Here is an 18,914-nt window from a genome sequence, read left to right as displayed (position 1 = left end):
CGCGAAAGCCCCCAATGCCCGGATGTTTTTCCATTTCCACCGACGGAAGCACGCGCCCACAGCTTGCGTCATCAAACTGTAGTGACGGCGCGCTAAACGCCCTGAACGCTAAAAGGGTGAAAGACTCATATGACGGAATTTGCACCGGATGCCGGCTTCCGCAAGAACCGGAAACTCAAGGCAGCTCTTCTCCGCCACAATGCCTTCTCCAAGGCAGGCTTTTCGGAACGGCTCTTTGGGTTGCTGTTTTCCGGCCTGGTCTATCCGCAAATCTGGGAAGATCCCGACCTCGACATGCTGGCGATGGAGCTTCAGCCTCACCACCGCATCGTGACGATCGGCTCCGGCGGCTGCAACATGCTTGCCTATCTTTCCAGGAGCCCGGCGTCGATTGATGTGGTCGATCTCAATCCGCATCATATTGCCCTCAATCGCCTGAAGCTTGCCGCGTTCAGCCACCTTCCCGCACACGCCGATCTCGTTCGCTTCCTCGCCACACCGCGCGAGTTGTCGAACAGCCACGCCTTCGACCAATTCCTCGCTGCAAATCTTGACGACGCGACCCGCAACTACTGGAACGCCCGCAAGTTCGGCCGTCGGCGGGTCACGGTTTTCGACCGCAACATCTACGAAACAGGTCTCCTCGGTCGGTTCATTGGAGCAGCACACCTTCTGGCCCGCCTGCATGGCGTCGACCTGACGGAAATGACCAAGACGCGCTCCCTGCGCGAGCAGCGCCAGTTCTTCGACGAGAAGATCGCACCACTCTTCGACAAGCCGGTCGTACGCTGGATCACCGGCCGCAAGAGCTCGTTGTTCGGCCTCGGTATCCCGCCACAGCAATACGACGAACTGGCAAGCCTCGCCGCCGAGCAGTCAATCGCGCCGGTCCTACGGCACCGACTTGAGAAGCTGGCCTGTCACTTCCCCATGCAGGAAAACTATTTTGCCTGGCAGGCTTTCGCTCGCCGCTACGCGCCGAAGGGCGAAGGCACACTCCCAACCTATCTCGAGCCCGCGAACTACGAGGCGATCCGTGGCAATGTGGATCGCGTCACCGTTCATCATGCAAGCTTCACGGAACTGCTCGCCGGCGAGCCGGCCGGATCGCGCGATCGCTACGTCCTCCTGGATGCACAGGACTGGATGACGGACCAGCAACTCAACGACCTATGGGCAGAGATCAGCCGCACGGCGCGCGAAGGTGCCCGGGCGATCTTCCGTACGGCGGCCGAAAAGAGCATCATCGAAGGCCGTCTGTCGCCTGCAATCCGCGATCAGTGGACGTACATGGAAAAGCGCTCCGCCGAACTCACGGCGCTTGATCGCTCGGCAATCTATGGCGGCTTCCATATCTACGGGAAGAATGCGTGAGCGGGGTCGGCACGAATCCCGTCACCAAGGACGACGGCCACGCCGCCCTGATGGACGGCATGTACCGTTATCAGCGCCACATCTATGACCTGACGCGCAAGTACTACCTTCTCGGCCGTGATGAGACGATCCGCAATCTGAATGTGCCGGAAGACGGCACCCTGCTGGAGGTCGGTTGCGGAACCGGCCGCAACCTGGCGCTCGCCCATAAATATTACCCGCGGGCTCGGCTGTTCGGCCTGGACATCTCGCACGAGATGCTGATCTCCGCGCGCAAAACATTCGAGACCAAAGCAACGCTTCCGGATTTCCGCGTCGCGGACGCGACCGCCTTCACGCCGCGCGAGTTCGGCGTCAGCGGCTTCGACCGCATTCTCATTTCCTACGCCCTTTCGATGATCCCCGATTGGGAACGCGCCGTCGACTCGGCCGTGGCCGCCCTCGCCCCCGGCGGCGAGCTGCACATCGTCGATTTCGGCCAGCAGGAGCGCCTTCCGGGCTGGTTTGCACGCTTTCTCAAGGCGTGGCTGCGAAAATTTCACGTGTCGCCGCGTGCCGATTTGCGGCAGGTTCTCGCGTCGCAAGCCTCTGAAAATCAAGCGCGACTGACCTTCGAGACCATTAGTGGCGGCTATGCCTGGCGGGCCGTCATTGTGACCAAACCTTGACATTTCGCTTGAAACTAACCGTTTTTTTACGTTGATATGGAAAATAGAGGGGACATTCCTCTGCTGGACGCGTCTTTAACGGGGTCGAGCTGTGGGGCAAAAAATCCATTCGTTTCGCGACGGAACATCTATGCGCCGGCTTCTGTTTTGCGTTTTGCCGTTGGCTGTCATGCTCGCCGGATGCACGTCATCGGGCTATGATTTTCTCGAAACAGCGTCCGTGAAGCCAAAGACGCGCTTCAAGGACACCGATCCCCAGGACTTCGGATCAAAGCATCCTGAGCAGCAGCCGATCCACGGTATCGACGTGTCGAAGTGGCAGGGCAATATCGACTGGCAGACGGTCAAGGGTTCCGGCGTTGCTTTCGCCTTCATCAAGGCGACCGAAGGCAAGGACCGCATCGATCCGCGCTTCAACGAATACTGGCAGCGCGCCCGCGCCGTCGGCATTCCGCACGCTCCCTATCATTTCTACTATTTCTGCTCGACGCCCGATGAGCAGGCTGACTGGTTTATCCGTAACGTGCCCAAGGAATCCATGCGCCTGCCGCCGGTCCTCGACGCCGAATGGAATGCGGAATCGAAGACATGCCGCTATCGCCCCGATCCGGCGACGGTCCGCGCCCAGCTTCAGCGCTTCATGGATCGCCTCGAGGCCCATTACGGCAAGCGGCCGATCATCTATACCTCGGTAGACTTCCACCGCGACAATCTCGTCGGCTACTTCCAGAATTACCACTTCTGGGTCCGCTCCACCGCCAAGCATCCCGAAGTCACCTATGCCGACCGCCGTTGGGCCTTCTGGCAATACACGTCGACGGGCGTCATCCCCGGTATCAAGGGTCCAACGGACATCAATGTCTTTGCCGGATCGACCCAGAATTGGCACAACTGGGTAGCGGCTGTATCAAAGGACACAAATTCTTAGTAACGTCGCCTCGTCTTTCTTGCTTCCGTCACAATCATTTGGGAAATCGACGGAAATTCCATTTTATGACGAGGATCGAAACTATGTACGTCTCGCCCGCAAGCCGCACGGCACTTGCACTCCTTTTCGCTGCCGGTCTGGCGACCGGCGCAGCCGCGCAGACGCCGGCACCGAGTGCCCCGGCTTCGCAGACACCGGCGGTAGCATGTGACGGCGACCTCAGCGAATTCTTGGCCGGCGTAAAGGCCGACGCCATCGCAGCGGGCGCATCGGCCGAAGCTGCTGACAAGGCTCTGGAAGGCGCACAGATCGACCAGAAGGTCTTGAGCCGCGACCGCGCTCAGGGCGTGTTCAAGCAGACTTTCCTGGAATTCTCGCAACGCACTGTCAGCCAGGGCCGGCTCGACATTGGCCGCCAGAAGATGAAGCAATACGCAGATGTCTTCGCCCGTGCTGAGCAGGAATTTGGTGTACCCGCAGGGGTTATCACCGCCTTCTGGGCGATGGAAACCGACTTCGGCGCCGTACAGGGCGACTTCAACACCCGCAACGCCCTCGTGACCCTGGCTCACGACTGCCGCCGTCCGGAGCTTTTCCGTCCGCAGCTGATCGCCCTCATCGAAATGGTTCAGCATGGCGACCTCGACCCGGCAACCAACACCGGTGCCTGGGCCGGCGAGATCGGCCAGGTCCAGATGCTGCCTCGTGACATAGTCGCCTATGGCATGGACGGCGACGGCGATGGTCACGTCCGCCTCAAGCAGAGCGGCCCCGACGCCATTCTGACTGCGGCCAAGTTCATCCAGCATCTCGGCTTCCAGAAGGGCCAGCCGTGGATCCAGGAAGTCACGCTTCCCGAGAACCTCCCCTGGGAGAAATCCGGTATCGGTGGCCCACTGACGGCCGGTGAGTGGTTCGCCCTTGGCGTCAAGCCGCGCGATGGCAACACGAGCTTCGGCAACCTGCATGGCGACCTGATACTGCCGCAGGGTCGCCTTGGCCCGACCTTCATTGCCTATCCGAATTTCCAGATCTATCTCGAATGGAACAAGTCGTTCATCTACACGACCTCGGCCGCCTATTTCGCGACACGCCTTGCCGGCGCTGAGACCTATCTCAAGGGCACGCCCGAACAGGGACTTTCCAACGACCAGATGAAGGAACTGCAGACCAAGCTCGGAACGCTCGGTCACGACGTCGGCAAGGTCGACGGCATCCTTGGTTCAGGCACGCGCGTCGCCATCCAGAAGGAGCAGCAGCGTCTCGGTATTCCCGCCGATGGCTGGGCAACGCCGACGCTCCTCAACTCGCTCTGATCACGTTTCCTCAAGCGAGCACTTTAAGGCCGGGTTTCGCACCCGGCCTTTTCATTTTCGGGGATTGTTCCATGGTTTCAGGCGCTTCAGGCAAAGCCTTCATCTTGCCGCAAGTGTGAAGGCTGGATCGCCGACCTTAACGGCCGGTTAAAATCTGTGAATATTTTTCCACGGAGATTTATCTTGCGATTTCAACAAATTAAAGAAAGCATCACGGCCGCAATGTGACATTTTCGCCGCAGCGCAATATAAAATCCGCTTTCCAAGCGACACAATCACGACATATTATCGCAACTGTTAACGCGAGGAGACAGACATGGGACTTACACAATCCTTGAATGTCCTTTTGGTCAGCGCGGCGTTTGCATTTGTATTGACAATGCTTTTCATCTGAACGCCGAGGCAAGCGAACAGTACCGAGACTCCTGAGTAGCGAAACAGTTCAATGAATCAGAAAAGCGCATCCCACGAGGAGATGCGCTTTTCTTTTTGTCGTCACTGACGGAGCAGCCTACGCGGCAGCGCCAGCCTTGCTGGCGCCTTCCCGTGTGAAGCCGAGATTGGTCAGCACGGCCGAAACGAGCGGCGCCCGGTTCATCGTGTAAAGGTGGAAATCGGTGAGCCCGCGGCGAGCCAGATCCTCGATCTGTTCGGCGGCAACCTCAGCGGCAACCTTGGCTCTTTCTTCCGGCTTGTCGTCGTAGCCTGCAAAGCGTTCATCGAGAAATGCAGGGATGACCGTGCCGCAGGCACCGGCGAAGCGCTTCAGCTGCGTCAGGTTCTGGATCGGCATGATGCCCGGCACAACCGGGATCTTGATGCCCGCAACCCGCACCTTTTCCAGGTAGCGCTCGAAATTGTCGTTATCGAAGAAGAACTGCGTCAGCGCGCGGGTCGCGCCGTTATCCGCCTTCTGCTTCAGCATCTCGATGTCGGCGGTGGTATCGCGGCTTTCCGGATGCTTTTCCGGGTAGGCCGACACCGAAATCTCGAAATCGCCGATCTCACGCAGACCGGCAACCAATGCCGCCGCATTCGCATAGCCGCCGGGATGCGGCTGATAGGGCGCGCCAACGCCGCCCGGAGCATCGCCACGCAGCGCCACGAAATGCTTCACGCCAACCTTGCGGAAGCTGTCGATGACGCTATGCGTTTCGTCCTTCGTCGCGCCGACGCAGGTGAGATGCGACGCCGTGGCGAGCGGGGTTTCGGAAAGGAACCGTGAGACAGTCGCCAGTGTAGGCGCCTTGGTGGTGCCACCGGCGCCATAGGTCACCGATACGAAGTCGGGATTCCAGTCCTGCAGATCGGTGACCGTATTCCACAGCTGACCTTCCATCTCTTCCGACTTAGGCGGAAAGAACTCGAAGGAAATGCCGATTTTGCGGCGCGCGTCGCTGTTCAAAGCCATATGATTATCTCCCGGCAAGTATGGGTTCGGCGCCTTCGCTCGCTGCGGAGGCCATAAGGCGCCGGGGGTCGCGCGCAAGCCAGACAGTGACGGTGAGCCCCTGCCCGCTTTCATGACCCGGATGAAGATCGACGACCTGCTCGACATCCAGCCCAGCCTTGCGCAGCCAGTCGGACATCGACTGATGCGAAAAGCCGAGGCGAACATGCGCATGCTCGTCGCGAAGATACTCCAGCCCATGCGGGGCAAGATCGATGATGACCAACCGCCCGCCTGGCCGCAGCATGCGCGCTGCCTCGCCGATCGCGATCTCGGGCTGGTCGAAGAAATGCAGTACCTGGTGGATCGTCACCACGTCGAAATCCTGCGCCTCGAACGGCAGGTTCAGGATATCGGCGTGTCGGACGGATGCCTTGGTAATCCCTGACTTGTCGAGGTTGGCGCGCGCCACGCTCAGCATGTCGCGGCTGGCGTCGACGCCGATCGCCCGGCGATAGAGGCCAGATAGAAGCTCGAGGATGCGACCCGTTCCGGTGCCGAGGTCGAGAAGCGAGTCTATGGGCTGGCTGCCGAGCAGCCGAATGACCGCGGCATCGACCTCTTCGTCAGCGGCATGCAGACGGCGAAGTTCGTCCCACTCGGCGGCATTGCGGCTGAAATAGGCCTGTGCCCGCTCGGCCCGCTGGCGCTTGACCGCCGCCAACCGTTCGCTGTCACGCAGGATCACAGCATCGTTCTCGGAGGCATGAGCCAGCAGGCTACGCACGAACGTGGCCGCCTTGCCATCCTGCCGAAGCCGGAAATAGGCCCAAGCGCCCTCCTGGTAACGGTCGATGAGGTCCGCTTCGCCAAGCAGCTTGAGGTGGCGAGAGATGCGTGGTTGGGATTGGCCAAGGATTTCTGTAAGATCGGTGACCGTCAGGTCCCCTGCTGCAAGGAGCGCCAGCAGGCGAAGACGCGTCGGCTCGCCGGCCGCCCTGAGGACGTCCACCAATGCATCCAATCCAAGTCTGATAGGCTCACCCATACTCGATCCAATCAACATATAAAGATATCTTTATGTGAAACGATTGGGCGTGGCAAGCCGCAATTCCCTCCGTTCACGAAATTAGCTGCTCGGATCACGACATCGACGCGCGCAAAAAAGCCCCGGCGAACCGGGGCTTCCAGGTCTCCAACGCGATATTGGGTGATCAGCGCGTCAGGCGCTTGTAAGTCACCCGATGCGGATTGATCGAATCGACACCGAGACGGCGCATCTTGTCCTTTTCGTAGTCTTCGAAATTGCCTTCGAACCACTCGACATGGCTGTCGCCTTCAAAGGCGAGGATGTGCGTCGCCAGACGGTCGAGGAACATGCGATCGTGGCTGATGATGACGGCGCAACCGGCGAAGTTTTCGAGCGCATCCTCGAGTGCTGCCAACGTTTCCGTATCGAGGTCGTTGGTCGGTTCGTCGAGCAGGATGACGTTGCCGCCGGCCTTCAGCATCTTGGCAAGGTGAACGCGGTTGCGCTGACCGCCGGAAAGCGTGCCGACCTTCTGCTGCTGGTCGCCGCCCTTGAAGTTGAAGGCGCCGCAATAGGCACGGCTGTTCACTTCATGCTTGCCGAGCTTGATGATGTCGTTGCCGCCGGAGATTTCCTCCCAGACCGTCTTGTTGCCGTCGAGTGCGTCGCGGCTCTGGTCGACATAGCCGAGATCAACGGTCTCGCCGATACGGATCTCGCCGCTATCGGGCTTTTCCTGATCCGTGATCATACGGAACAGCGTCGTCTTGCCGGCGCCGTTCGGACCGATGACGCCGACGATACCGCCGGGCGGCAGCTTGAAGGTGAGGTTCTCGATGAGCACGGTATCGCCGTAGCCCTTGGTGAGGTTCTCGGCTTCGATGACCACCTGGCCAAGGCGCTCGCCGACCGGGATGACGATCTGCGCATCGCCGGGGCGACGGGCCTCTGCCGCCGCGACCAACTCGTCATAGGCACGGATACGCGCCTTGGACTTTGCCTGGCGGGCCTTCGGGCTGGCGGCCATCCATTCCTGCTCGCGGCTGATCGCCTTCTGGCGGGAGGCCTCTTCGCGGCCCTCCTGCTGCATGCGCTTGGCCTTCGATTGAAGATAGGCGGAGTAGTTGCCCTCGTAGGGGATACCGCGACCACGGTCGAGTTCGAGGATCCAGCCCGTGACGTTGTCGAGGAAGTAGCGATCGTGGGTGATCATCAGGACCGAGCCGGGGTATTGGCGCAAATGTTTTTCAAGCCAGGCAATCGTCTCGGCGTCGAGGTGGTTGGTTGGTTCGTCGAGCAGCAGCAGGTCGGGCTGCGCCAACAACAGGCGGCAGAGCGCCACGCGGCGCTTTTCGCCGCCGGAGAGCTTCTCGACCGAAGAGTCGCCTGGCGGGCAGCGCAGCGCGTCCATGGCCATTTCGACCTGGCTTTCAAGGTCCCAGAGATTCTGGCTGTCAATGACGTCCTGGAGCTTGGCGCCCTCTTCCGCGGTCTCGTCGGAATAGTTCATCATCAACTCGTTGTAGCGATCGAGGATCGCCTTCTTCGGCGCAACGCCTTCCATGACGTTCTCAAGGACCGTCTTCGACGCATCGAGTTGCGGCTCCTGCGCGAGGTAGCCAAGGGTAGCGCCTTCGGCGAGCCACGCCTCGCCGGTATATTCCTTGTCGAGGCCTGCCATGATGCGCAGAACGGTCGACTTACCAGCACCGTTCGGGCCGAGGATACCGATCTTGGCATCCGGATAGAAAGAAAGGTGGATATTTTCCAACACCTTCTTGTTGCCGTACGCCTTGTTGAGGCCGGCCATATGGTAGATGAACTGACGTGCCATAGATAATTCGCTCCGCGCGGGAATTTGAGTTTTGCCGCTATTTAGGCGAATTGGGGCCAAGGAGCAACGCGCGGCGGCCAAAAACCAGAGGCTTTTGCAGCATTCATAGCCGAACTCGGCACGCTCCTCTACCGTAGCGTCGCATGATCAAGGCGCAGCTAGTCGCGGCGCGTGGACGGACGAAGGCTCGTTTTCGATGAGAGGCAGTCTCAGAACCCTGCAGCGTCCACGACGCCCTCATTGCAGCCGAACGACGTCCGCCCTGCCCCCTGGATAAGGTCACGAAGGCTTGCTTGCTCGTTCGATGTCGCGCCCTCCGACAGCCCGATAGTAAGTTCGCTGATAACGCGGCCTCCGCTGGCCCGTCGGCAGCTCATCTTGACGCGATCGCCGGCACCGGGGCCGAAGCTCTTGTCGAAAGCCGCCTTGATCGCCTCCGCCGTCAGTGGCTTGCCGATATTGGTCGCGAACAGATCGCGGACTGCCGAGGCGTTCAGCTCGTTGATCAACCGAACCGACGCGCTGAAATAGTCGTCGGCGCTCATCTTCGTGCAGGTGCCGTGCTTGGTCCACTCATGCCGCTCCAGGCCGGATTGCGTACCGGGCATCGCCTTATCGAGGGCTGTCTTGGTCTCCGCCGAAAGCTCTACCTCAGGCAGCCTCCCCCACTCGCCGTCCTTGTCGGCGCTCCGCAGGGTACCAGAGACGTCGCAATAGTCCTTCCGCATCGGCCAGAGCCCGTGCAGCGAAAAATTGGTCGCGTCAAACCTCTCCCTGGTCTGGCTGCGGCATTCCGGCTTGCGCTGGTTGGTTTCACAGAACGCGGGTTGCCAGCTGGCCGCCAGAATGAAGCGCGTCCTTCCGCCGCCGTCCTGGGCTCCCGCAACGCCAGCGGCCGCAATTCCTATCAAGACTACAGCCATGCGCAGAAATGGATTGCTCATTCTCACCCCCACAAAGAACAATTCATGAACAGGAAATCACGCCGCGTTTGTTTTCACAACCCTCAATCCGTAGGGTACGAAAAATCCCTTGGCATAAATATCTGGGCGTGTTGCTTTTCACGGCCGATCTGGTCTTCTCCCGGCAACGGGAGGATATGATGTTCGCAGAAACGCAACGCCTTGAAACGGCGGACGCTTCACTCGCCTTTCATCATGAGCCGGCGCAATCCGAGGCACGCGGAATTCTCCTTGTGTCTCATGGGCTGGCCGAGCATTCCAGACGTTACTCCCGTTTTGCGGCAGCGATGGCAGCCCGCGGCTACCATGTGTTCGCCTTCGATCACCGTGGGCACGGCGAAACGACTGGCCCGGATGCGCCAATCGGGCGTTTTTCCCGCCGCAACGGCATGCGACAGGTTATCGACGATGTCGGCTCTGTCCGCGAGCTTGCCGTAAAGCAATATCCCGGCCTCCCCGTCATCCTCTTCGGGCACTCGATGGGCGGGCTCATCGCGCTCAACGCGGCGATCACCTATCCGGAGAAATATGACGCCATTGCCGTCTGGAATTCGAATTTCAACCCGGGCCTATCGGGACGGGCCGCCCAGGCGGTCCTGTTGGCAGAACGAGCCCTTAAGGGCTCCGATGTTCCAAGCGGCATCCTACCGAAGCTCACCTTCGGCACCTGGGGGAAGTCCATTGCCAACCGTCGAACCGAGTTCGACTGGCTAAGCCGCGATCCTGTTGAGGTCGACAAATACATTGCTGACCCTCTGTGTGGCTTCGATGCTTCCGTGTCGCTCTGGCTCGATATTTTCGAGATGACGTTTCGCGCACCACAAGAGGCGCAACTGGACCGGCTGCCGAAGCACACGCCGATCCACCTTGTCGGTGGCGGACAGGATCCGGCAACAGATAACGGAAAAGCGGTGATCTGGCTGTCAAAGCATTTGAAAGCTCACGGCTTCTCCCGTATCAGGACACAGATATATCAGGACATGCGCCACGAAACGCTGAATGAAATTGGAGCGGACGCGGCCATCGCCGCATTCGCCGACTGGTGCGACGAAGCGATCGCAAGATCCTGAACTGAAGGGTTTCGCGATGAGCAATGGCATTTCGTCCCGTTCTGCCTCCGCTTCGGAGGTTTCGACCGGCATTCTCCTGATGTTCCTGTCGGTGCTGGTGTCCCCGATCATCGACATCTTTTCCAAGCTCGCGATCGCTACGATTCCTGCAGCGGAAATCACCGCCGCCCGCTTTGTGGTGCAGGCTCTCTGCATGTTACCGATCGTTGTCTGGCGAGGAAGCTGGAAGACCTTCTCCTGGCGAGCCAATATCTTTCACGCCATCCGAGGCGCCATCATTACCATTTCCATGGTCTCCTTTGTTACGACGCTGAAGTTCATGCCGGTTGCTGACGCCATCGCGATTTTCTTCGTCGAGCCGATCATATTGACGATCCTGAGCAGTATCTTCCTCAAGGAGACGATCGGCTGGCGCCGCTACATTGCCTGCGGCGTCGGCTTCTTCGGCGCGATGCTGATTATCCAGCCGAGCTTTCAAGAGGTCGGCTACGTCGCGCTTCTGCCCGTCGTCAGCGCTTTCTGCATCGCCATCTTCGCCTTGATGACCCGCGTGCTTTCGCACCGAGAAGATCCGTGGGCGATGCAGCTTCAGATGGGCATCTGGGGTCTGCTGTTCTGCGCGATCCTGCTTGCCTTTGGCAGCGGCACAGGTTCCGACATCTTCGACGCGGTGATGCCGGATGGCCGGGGCTACTTCTATCTGGTCGGCGTCGGTGTCACGGCGGCCATTGCCGGCATCTTCGGCGTCTATGCCTATCGTGCAGCACCTGCCTCCATTTTGGCACCACTGCAGTATTTCGAGATCGTGTCGGCGACCTTTTTCGCCTGGCTCGTATTCGATGACTTTCCGGATGCGCTCAAGTGGGTCGGTATCCTGATCATTATCGCATCGGGCTTGTACATCATCTGGCGCGAGCGCCGCTTTGCATCGAAGCCCGTATCCGATACACCTCAATCGGCCCTGGCGCCCTGATCTGATCGTGGGAGGAACATGACAGACAATCAGCTCCAAAAACCGCCGCTATCAGGCATACGCGTCATCGAGCTTGCGCGAGTGCTTGCCGGGCCATGGGCGGGCCAGATGCTGGCCGATCTCGGTGCCGACGTGATTAAGGTCGAAAACCCCGATGGAGGCGACGACACGCGGCATTGGGGGCCCCCCTTTGTCGAAGGTGCCGACGGCGAAAACCTCTCTGCGGCCTATTACCACGCTGCCAACCGCGGCAAGCGTTCGATCACCGCCGACCTGAAGCGCGAAGAGGATCAGGCCCTCGTCCGCCGCCTTATCGCCACGGCCGACGTCGTCATCGAGAACTTCAAGCTCGGCGGCCTTGTGAAATACGGTCTCGATTATGAGAGCCTGAAAAAGATCAATCCGAAGCTTGTCTATTGCTCGATCACCGGCTTCGGCCAGAACGGTCCCTATGCCAGCCTGGCAGGTTACGACTATATCGTTCAGGGCATGTCCGGCTTCATGTCGATCACCGGCGAGCCGGACGGACAGCCGATGAAAGCGGGCGTCGCGATCGCCGACGTCTTTACCGGTATTTATGCCGTCGCAGCCATCGAGGCCGCCCTCATCCACGCGCAGAAGACCGGCGAAGGTCAGCTGGTCGATATGGCGCTACTCGACGTACAATCCGCCGTGCTCGCCAACCAAAACATGAATTATCTCGTTTCTGGCCGAGCCCCGACCCGGCTTGGGAACGCGCATCCGAATATCTCGCCCTATGAAGTCGTCCCCGCCGCCGATGGCTATCTGATCCTCGCAGTGGGCAATGACGGCCAGTTCCGCCGCCTCTGCGCGATCCTCGGCCTCCAGGGCATTGCCGACGATGCACGCTATTCCACGAACAAGGCGCGAGTCGCGAACCGCGACGAGGTACGCAAGCTGGTTTCCACCGAAACGCTGAAATGGCAGAAAGCCGACCTGTTGAAAGCCTGTGAGGCGGATGCGGTTCCGGCCGGTGCGATCAATACAATCGAAGAAATGTTTGAGGATCCGCAAATCCAGGCGCGTGGGTTGCGGGTAGATCTCGCCGACGCAAAGGGTACCGTCATTCCCGGTGTGAGGACGCCGGTCGTGCTGTCGCAAACGCCTTTGCGCTACGAGCGGCCGAGCCCGAGGCTGGGAGAGCATCAGGAGGAAGTTCTGGCGGAACTCGCCGAACTGGAGGGGAAAAGAGCATCATGAAGAAGACCGGCGGGGAACTGATCGTCGAGGCCCTGAAAGCAAATGGGGTGAAACGCCTCTCCTGCGTACCCGGCGAGAGTTTCCTTGCCGTCCTCGATGCGCTTTATGACAGCGACATCGACGTGGTGGTCTGCCGACAGGAAGGCGGCGCGGCCATGATGGCGGATGCCTGGGGCAGGCTCACCGGCGAGCCCGGCATCTGCATGGTCACCCGCGGCCCGGGCTCCACCAATGCAACGGCGGGTTTGCACATTGCCAGGCAGGATTCCATCCCGATGATCCTCTTCATCGGGCAGGTCCAGCGCGATGCCCGCGAGCGGGAGGCTTTCCAGGAGGTTGAGTATCGCCGCGCCCTCACCGAATTCAGCAAATGGGTCGGCGAGATCGACGACGCGGCTCGCATTCCGGAGTTCGTCACCCGCGCCTTTGCGATCGCAACATCCGGTCGTCCCGGCCCTGTTGTGTTGTCACTGCCTGAGGACATGCTGCGAGACGAGGTGGAGGCGCCCCGCGCAAAACGCTATTCGCGCGTCGAAGCCCATCCCGGCCGCCGCCAGATTGACGACTTCTATCTTCGCCTGCTGAAGGCGGAGCGACCGATGGTCATCGTCGGCGGCACGCGCTGGGATGCGGATGCGGTCGCCGACCTGAAAGCCTTCTCGGAACGCTTCGCGCTCCCCGTCGGATGCTCCTTCCGCCGGCAGATGCTGTTTGATCACCTACACCCGAACTATGCCGGGGATGTTGGCATCGGCGTCAACCCTGCGCTGGCGAAGGAAATCAAGGAGAGCGACCTGCTGATCCTGCTCGGCGGCCGGATGTCGGAAATGCCCTCCTCCGGCTATACGCTGATCGACATCCCCTACCCACAGCAATCGCTCGTCCACATTCATCCCGATCCTTCAGAACTCGGCCGTGTCTATCGCCCCGACCTGGCAATCTGCGCGAGCCCGAGTGACTTCGTGGCGGATCTTGCTGATCTCGAGGCGCCAAGCGAACTCAGATGGGCGGAGCGCACTGAACGGATGCACCAAGCCTACATCACCTGGTCGACACCGCCGCAGAGCGGCCCGGGACCGGTCCACATGGGACCGATCATGGAGTGGATCGAAGAAAACACACGCCCCGATGCGATCTTCACCAACGGCGCGGGAAACTATTCCACCTGGCTCCATCGTTTCCATCGCTTCCGCCAGTTCAACACCCAGGCAGCCCCGACATCAGGTTCCATGGGCTACGGCCTGCCGGCCGCTGTCGCGGCCAAGCAGCTCTTTCCCGAACGCGAGGTCATCTGCTTCGCCGGAGACGGCTGCTTCCTGATGCACGGCCAGGAGTTTGCGACTGCCGTACGCTATGGCCTGCCGATCATCGCGATCGTCATCAACAACGGCATCTATGGCACCATCCGCATGCATCAGGAGCGGGAATATCCCGGCCGCGTCAGCGGCACCGACCTGACCAACCCGGACTTTGCTTCACTTGCGCGTGCTTATGGCGGCCATGGGGAAACCGTCGAGACGACGGAAAGCTTCGCCGCCGCCTTCGAACGCGCGCGGGCAAGCGGCAAGCCCTCGATCATCGAGGTAAGGCTCGATCCGGAAGCAATTACGCCGACACGTACCCTTTCGGAAATTGCCCAAACAAAAAGCCGGTGAGTAAAACCCACCGGCCTTCGAGATTACAACACCGTCGACTTAGTCGAGGGCGGCGGTAACCGTGAACTCGACCTTGTACTTCGGTGCAGCAAGCTTGGCTTCGCTGGTAGCGCGAGCCGGCGTGTTGGCCGGGTCGACCCAGGCTTCCCAGGCAGCGTTCATTTCGGCAAAGTAGGACATGTCGGAGAGATAGATCAGCGTCTGCAGGATCTTCGACTTGTTCGAACCGGCCGCAGCGAGCAGACGATCGACTTCAGCCAGTGCCGACTTGCACTGTTCGGTGACGCTTTCGCCTTCGCCGACCTGACCTGCGAGGTAGACCGTGTTGCCGTGGACGACCGCGCCGCTCATGCGGGCGCCAACGTCGATGCGCTTAATGCTCATGATTGTCTCCTATTGGTGAAATGAAAGACGCCGCTGGAAAGAAGCGGCGTCGGACTCGGGTCAGTGATTGTGTTATGCGCGGATGTGCTGCGTCTTCTGATAGATCGCGGTCGAACGGGCACCGGAGCGGCAATAGCCGAGCATCGGACGCGGGAACTCATCAAGCGCGTCGACCATCCCGGCAATCGCCTCTTCGTTGACGCCCATCGGGCCGACCGGCACGTGTGCGATATCGAGGCCGAGTTCCTTTGCGCGCGCTTCGACCAGGGCATAAGGCGTCTGATCCGGGCTTTCGCCGTCCGGGCGATTACAAACGATCGATTTGAAGCCCATGGCCTTGATCTGATCGAGATCCTCGACCGAAATCTGTCCGGAAACCGAATATTCGTCGTCGATTTGGCGAATGTCCATCGCTAATCCTCCTGAAATCATGGGCTGAATGACTACGCCGCCCCATGCCAAGCGTCAACCGCAGATCACTCACACGAAGGCAAAGCTGAGCGCATAATTTCGGCTCTCGCCGGGCTTCAGCATGATGAACTCACCCGCTGCTTCCAGCTCGGAGCGAGATACCCAGCGATGCGACACCGGCTCGATGCCGAGGACGTCGGCAGGTGCCTTCTGATTGCGCCAGACCTGCAGGTGCGGCAACGTCTCGGCAAGGACCCGCACTCGGAGGACCTTGCCGCCGATCGCGGCTATCGGGCCAAGACGCACCTCGGCAAAACCGCTGTCCGTTGCCGGCGCCTTAACGCAGAAGATGCCACCCGGCTCTTCACCAAAATTCCAGGGGAAGCCGCCACCCTCGAGCATCTTGCCTTCGAGGCGCGTGCCGGCATCGAACCACTTGCCGCCAATATTCATATGGTACATCAGGAAAGTCGGCACGACCTTGTCGCTGGTGTTGACGACCTTGTCTTTAAGACTGACCTCGCCTGTCTGACCGTTGATGAACCAATGGCGTTCAATTCGAGCCGGCAAGCCTTCGACCGTTACGATATCGATATCCGCCCGGCACTCGGCATTCCCATTCTCGAATTTCGTCCAGAGGATCCTGGCTGCATGACCAGGGCCCGATCCATGCAAAGGATAGACCTTGCCGTCTGCGCGACCCGGAATCGGCTCGCGGTGACGGATATGGTCCGGTCCGCAGGTAAAGAGAAAGCCTTCGACAGAATGCGAGATGCGCGCGTCGCCGTCATCGGGGACCGCCTTCTTGGGAGCGATGTCGACACCATTGACGATACAGCCGCCGATATCCATCTGCGACGTCTCGTCCAGCATCAGCTTCGGCCCTCTTGCCGCGGCAAACTCGATCATTGTCCAACTTCCTCCCGGTTCTGGCGACTGATGCAGCGATATGTCTCGCAGCGGCATTCGTCAATCGCGGCTGCTATGCCGCTTCAGGGAACCGGCAGTTCACCCCAAAGGTTTATGAGCAAAGGAGAAATCACCAAATATTTATCTTTTGTTCAGTACGATTTCATAAATTCCACACTAGCGTCAAAATTCGCAGGTGTGTGTCGGCCAAGTCACTGAAGGATATGAAGACGTGAATCGCTTTGTAAGATCGGGATTGTCTGCCGCAGCTGCCGTGCTCGCCATCGCTGTCGCGCCTTCTGCCGATGCGCAGCAGTTTTACAACGGACGCCAGGGCGACATTGTCTTCGTGGCGCCGAACGGCGATATCCTCGACTACGTACCATCCGGCGCCGCCTACGCGCGCGACCGCAGGGGTAACCGCGTACTGGTCGATCCCTATGGCAATGTGATTGCGACCGAAATGCGCGCCCGCGGTTACTACCCGCGCCCGCCCGTGCGTGATGCCTACAATAACGACGCTTACTACGGCGACGATCCCTACGGCGATTCGCGCTATTCCGAACGCGGCGCCGTCACCGGCTCGATCCCGCGTGACGCTGCGATCGACCGACAGCCCCTGGACGAGCAGCCTTACCCGCAAGGCGGCGAAAACTACGCTTCCATCGAGCCGGACCAGCAAATGCCGGAGATGGCGCAGCCGAAGCCGCCTCAGGAGCCGGTGATCACGCTCAAGAACAAGTCGAAGTCCGAGATCGTCGCCCTTCAGGTGTTCCTCGACCGCGCCGGCGTGTCCCCAGGTGCGATCGATGGCCACATGGGCGCGAACGTGACCAAAGCGATCTATGCCTACCAGCAGATGACGGGTGAGACTCTCGACCCGAACAATACGGACGCCATCCTCGAGCAGCTTCGCATGACCGGCGGTCTGCCGCTGGTGAGCTACACGATCACGCCTGCGGATGCCGCTGGCCCCTATGTCGCGGAGATCCCCGAGGACTACGCACACAAGGCCGCGATGTCGTCGCTCGGCTACACCTCGACGACGGAAATGCTCGCTGAGCGCTTCCATATGGACGAAGGCTTCCTGAAGGAAATCAATCCGGGCATCGACTTCACGGTTCCCGGCACGGTCATCAAGGTTGTCAATCCTGGCGAAGTGAAAGCTGGATCGGTCGCGCGAATCATTGCCGACAAGGGCCGCAAGCAGGTCTTTGCCTATGACAACGCGGGCAATTTGGTTGCTGCCTACCCGGCCTCGATTGGCTCGACCGATACGCCCTCGCCTTCGGGTACGGTCACCGTCGAGCGCGTAGCTTTCAATCCGGGCTACACCTACAATCCGAAGATCAATTTCCAGCAGGGCGCCAACGACAAGATCCTGAACATTCCGCCGGGTCCGAACGGCCCGGTCGGCACGGTCTGGATGGCGCTCTCCAAGCCGACTTACGGTATCCACGGAACGCCGGAACCATCGAAGATCGGTCGGACCCAGAGCCATGGCTGTATCCGTCTGACAAACTGGGACGCCACCGAACTGGCGAAGATGGTCAAGCCGGGCGTAACAGTCGAATTCACCGACTGATCGATCCTGCCATTCCACCAAAAAAAATGCGCCGCAAAGGGCGCATTTTTTTTGTTTAGCAGACAGTTTCCGCTAGGCGGCTGAGCGGATCAACGGGCCAGTGCTGCGCGCCGGCTCCGGGAGCTTTGCCGGGACCTTGCCCATGATCTCTTCAGCGAAACAGCGCGCGTTCTCGCGCGCCTTGTCGAGGTTGCTTACCCGGGCAGGATCGAGGGAATGCAGTGTGCCCCCACAGTCAAAGATGTCTCGGAAGGCAGACCGCTCGATGATTGCAGTATCCAACACCGGCACTTGGCGCTCGCTCAGCAGCGACTTGACGATGGAGAGCGCGCGTGTGGTCACCATCGAGTTGACACGGGTCAACACGACCGAGTGCCCAATACGGATGCCGGCCTTCTCGTCCAGATATTGCAGCAATTCGAGAACCTGCGCGCCGCCCCGAGCGTCCATGGCGCATCCCTGGATCGGGACCAGCACGTGATCGGAGAGGCCGATTGCCGTGGCAAGCAGCGGATTACGCGCACCGGGCAGATCGACGATGAAGTAGTCCGTATTGTGTTTGTTTTCCGATATGTGCAGCGGCAACGACGCCGACGTCACGAAATCGATGACCGAGATGTTGGCCACATGCCCGGATACTTCATGCCATCTCGTGATCCAGTGCTGCGGATCTGCGTCAAGGATTGTCACCCGATAGCCCTTCTGGGCAAGCTCGGTGGCGAGAAGAAGCACGGCTGTGGTCTTGCCGGCGCCGCCCTTGGTGTTTGCGAAAGTGATGACTGGCATGGACGGTCCTCGAAGGGAAAAGTGAGCCTCTCTATGGCCCTGTCGCGCATTTTCCGAAACATCGTGCGGTTAATGCATCCTTTACAATGATGGTTAACAACTCCTAAACACGGCGCCTGAAATTGCGGCTGACATTTCTTGCATCCCCTCGAAATCACGACGCCACGAATAAAAAAGCAACGGTGTTAGGCGTCAATCACCGTTGCTCGATAGTCTCTCATTTTGGCATTGAGGATTATGATCATCCTTCGCATGACCGCGACGAGAGCGACCTTTCCGGGCTTTCCTTTCGCTTTCAGTCGTTCGAAGACGGCCTTCATGGCTGGATCGAAGCGGATGGCGGGCAAGGCGGCGATGTAAAGGGCGTCGCGCACTGGTTTGCGGCCGCCGGCAATCATCCTCTTGCCACGCATCAGGC

Annotated in this window: 17 protein-coding genes and 1 pseudogene; 9 read left to right on the top strand and 9 right to left on the bottom strand. The window is 60.0% G+C overall.

From position 1 onward, the window contains the following. Positions 1 to 129 precede the first annotated feature (129 nt). The 4 genes from C934_RS0119485 to C934_RS0119470 all read left to right on the top strand — a co-directional run bounded on the left by C934_RS0119485 (position 130) and on the right by C934_RS0119470 (position 4,286). Positions 130 to 1,374, top strand: coding sequence for a DUF3419 family protein (locus C934_RS0119485; RefSeq protein ID WP_018858305.1), 1,245 nt, complete (start codon positions 130 to 132; stop codon positions 1,372 to 1,374). Then, positions 1,371 to 2,042, top strand: a complete 672-nt coding sequence (locus tag C934_RS0119480; RefSeq protein WP_018858304.1) for a class I SAM-dependent methyltransferase — start codon at positions 1,371 to 1,373, stop codon at positions 2,040 to 2,042. The genes C934_RS0119485 and C934_RS0119480 overlap by 4 nt, the downstream gene beginning before the upstream one ends. Positions 2,043 to 2,172: 130 nt before the next feature. Beyond that, the gene (locus C934_RS0119475) at positions 2,173 to 2,970 is read left to right on the top strand and encodes a glycoside hydrolase family 25 protein (RefSeq protein ID WP_018858303.1); all 798 of its coding nucleotides are present in this window, start codon (positions 2,173 to 2,175) and stop codon (positions 2,968 to 2,970) included. Positions 2,971 to 3,053: 83 nt separating this feature from the next. Further along, positions 3,054 to 4,286, top strand: coding sequence for a lytic murein transglycosylase (locus C934_RS0119470; RefSeq protein ID WP_018858302.1), 1,233 nt, complete (start codon positions 3,054 to 3,056; stop codon positions 4,284 to 4,286). Positions 4,287 to 4,797: 511 nt separating this feature from the next. On the opposite strand, the gene metF is transcribed toward C934_RS0119470, so the two are convergent. The 4 genes from metF to C934_RS0119450 all read right to left on the bottom strand — a co-directional run bounded on the left by metF (position 4,798) and on the right by C934_RS0119450 (position 9,484). Next, positions 4,798 to 5,697: a methylenetetrahydrofolate reductase [NAD(P)H] gene (gene metF / locus C934_RS0119465; protein WP_018858301.1), complete on the bottom strand. Its 900-nt coding sequence runs from the start codon at positions 5,695 to 5,697 to the stop codon at positions 4,798 to 4,800. Positions 5,698 to 5,701: 4 nt separating this feature from the next. Further along, the gene (locus C934_RS0119460; RefSeq protein ID WP_026371939.1) at positions 5,702 to 6,724 is read right to left on the bottom strand and encodes an ArsR/SmtB family transcription factor; all 1,023 of its coding nucleotides are present in this window, start codon (positions 6,722 to 6,724) and stop codon (positions 5,702 to 5,704) included. Positions 6,725 to 6,890: 166 nt separating this feature from the next. Next, the gene (ettA, locus tag C934_RS0119455) at positions 6,891 to 8,540 is read right to left on the bottom strand and encodes an energy-dependent translational throttle protein EttA (RefSeq protein WP_018858299.1); all 1,650 of its coding nucleotides are present in this window, start codon (positions 8,538 to 8,540) and stop codon (positions 6,891 to 6,893) included. Positions 8,541 to 8,749: 209 nt separating this feature from the next. Then, the gene (locus C934_RS0119450) at positions 8,750 to 9,484 is read right to left on the bottom strand and encodes a ribonuclease T2 family protein (protein ID WP_018858298.1); all 735 of its coding nucleotides are present in this window, start codon (positions 9,482 to 9,484) and stop codon (positions 8,750 to 8,752) included. Positions 9,485 to 9,642: 158 nt separating this feature from the next. Here C934_RS0119450 and C934_RS0119445 point away from each other — a divergent pair, with 158 nt between their 5' ends. The 4 genes from C934_RS0119445 to C934_RS0119430 are packed head-to-tail and all read left to right on the top strand — an operon-like array spanning position 9,643 to position 14,421. Further along, positions 9,643 to 10,572 (top strand): alpha/beta hydrolase, encoded by a 930-nt coding sequence (locus C934_RS0119445; RefSeq protein ID WP_026371938.1) that lies wholly within the window; start codon positions 9,643 to 9,645, stop codon positions 10,570 to 10,572. Between the two features lie 16 nt (positions 10,573 to 10,588). Continuing rightward, positions 10,589 to 11,545, top strand: coding sequence for a DMT family transporter (locus C934_RS0119440; protein ID WP_026371937.1), 957 nt, complete (start codon positions 10,589 to 10,591; stop codon positions 11,543 to 11,545). Between the two features lie 18 nt (positions 11,546 to 11,563). Next, positions 11,564 to 12,766, top strand: a complete 1,203-nt coding sequence (locus tag C934_RS0119435; RefSeq protein ID WP_018858295.1) for a CaiB/BaiF CoA transferase family protein — start codon at positions 11,564 to 11,566, stop codon at positions 12,764 to 12,766. Continuing rightward, positions 12,763 to 14,421 (top strand): thiamine pyrophosphate-binding protein, encoded by a 1,659-nt coding sequence (locus tag C934_RS0119430; protein ID WP_018858294.1) that lies wholly within the window; start codon positions 12,763 to 12,765, stop codon positions 14,419 to 14,421. Before C934_RS0119435 ends, C934_RS0119430 begins: the two co-directional genes overlap by 4 nt. A 39-nt stretch (positions 14,422 to 14,460) precedes the next feature. Here the strand turns inward: C934_RS0119430 and C934_RS0119425 are convergent, their stop codons facing one another. The 3 genes from C934_RS0119425 to C934_RS0119415 all read right to left on the bottom strand — a co-directional run bounded on the left by C934_RS0119425 (position 14,461) and on the right by C934_RS0119415 (position 16,125). After that, positions 14,461 to 14,805 carry a RidA family protein gene (locus C934_RS0119425; protein WP_018858293.1) on the bottom strand — a complete coding sequence of 115 codons (345 nt, stop codon included), beginning with the start codon at positions 14,803 to 14,805 and terminating at the stop codon, positions 14,461 to 14,463. Between the two features lie 72 nt (positions 14,806 to 14,877). Continuing rightward, complete coding sequence (locus tag C934_RS0119420; protein ID WP_018858292.1) at positions 14,878 to 15,216, bottom strand: TIGR01244 family sulfur transferase; 339 nt, start codon at positions 15,214 to 15,216, stop codon at positions 14,878 to 14,880. Between the two features lie 69 nt (positions 15,217 to 15,285). After that, a complete protein-coding gene (locus C934_RS0119415) occupies positions 15,286 to 16,125 on the bottom strand; it encodes a DUF4432 family protein (protein ID WP_018858291.1) in 840 nt (279 codons plus the stop codon). 232 nt (positions 16,126 to 16,357) lie between these two features. Between C934_RS0119415 and C934_RS0119410 the strand changes: the two genes are divergently transcribed. Continuing rightward, positions 16,358 to 17,710, top strand: a complete 1,353-nt coding sequence (locus C934_RS0119410) for a L,D-transpeptidase family protein (protein WP_026371936.1) — start codon at positions 16,358 to 16,360, stop codon at positions 17,708 to 17,710. A gap of 72 nt (positions 17,711 to 17,782) precedes the next feature. On the opposite strand, the gene C934_RS0119405 is transcribed toward C934_RS0119410, so the two are convergent. Together C934_RS0119405 and C934_RS35210 are read right to left on the bottom strand one after the other, a co-directional pair. Next, positions 17,783 to 18,496, bottom strand: a complete 714-nt coding sequence (locus tag C934_RS0119405; protein WP_018858289.1) for a ParA family protein — start codon at positions 18,494 to 18,496, stop codon at positions 17,783 to 17,785. A gap of 185 nt (positions 18,497 to 18,681) precedes the next feature. Further along, a pseudogene (locus C934_RS35210) lies at positions 18,682 to 18,914 on the bottom strand (IS110 family transposase); the annotation flags it as partial.

It is taken from the genome of Rhizobium sp. 42MFCr.1 (genome assembly GCF_000377185.1).
Lineage (GTDB): Bacteria > Pseudomonadota > Alphaproteobacteria > Rhizobiales > Rhizobiaceae > Rhizobium > Rhizobium altiplani.
Note: the sequence above shows the minus strand (reverse complement) of the source record. Positions and strands in the feature narration are given on the sequence as shown.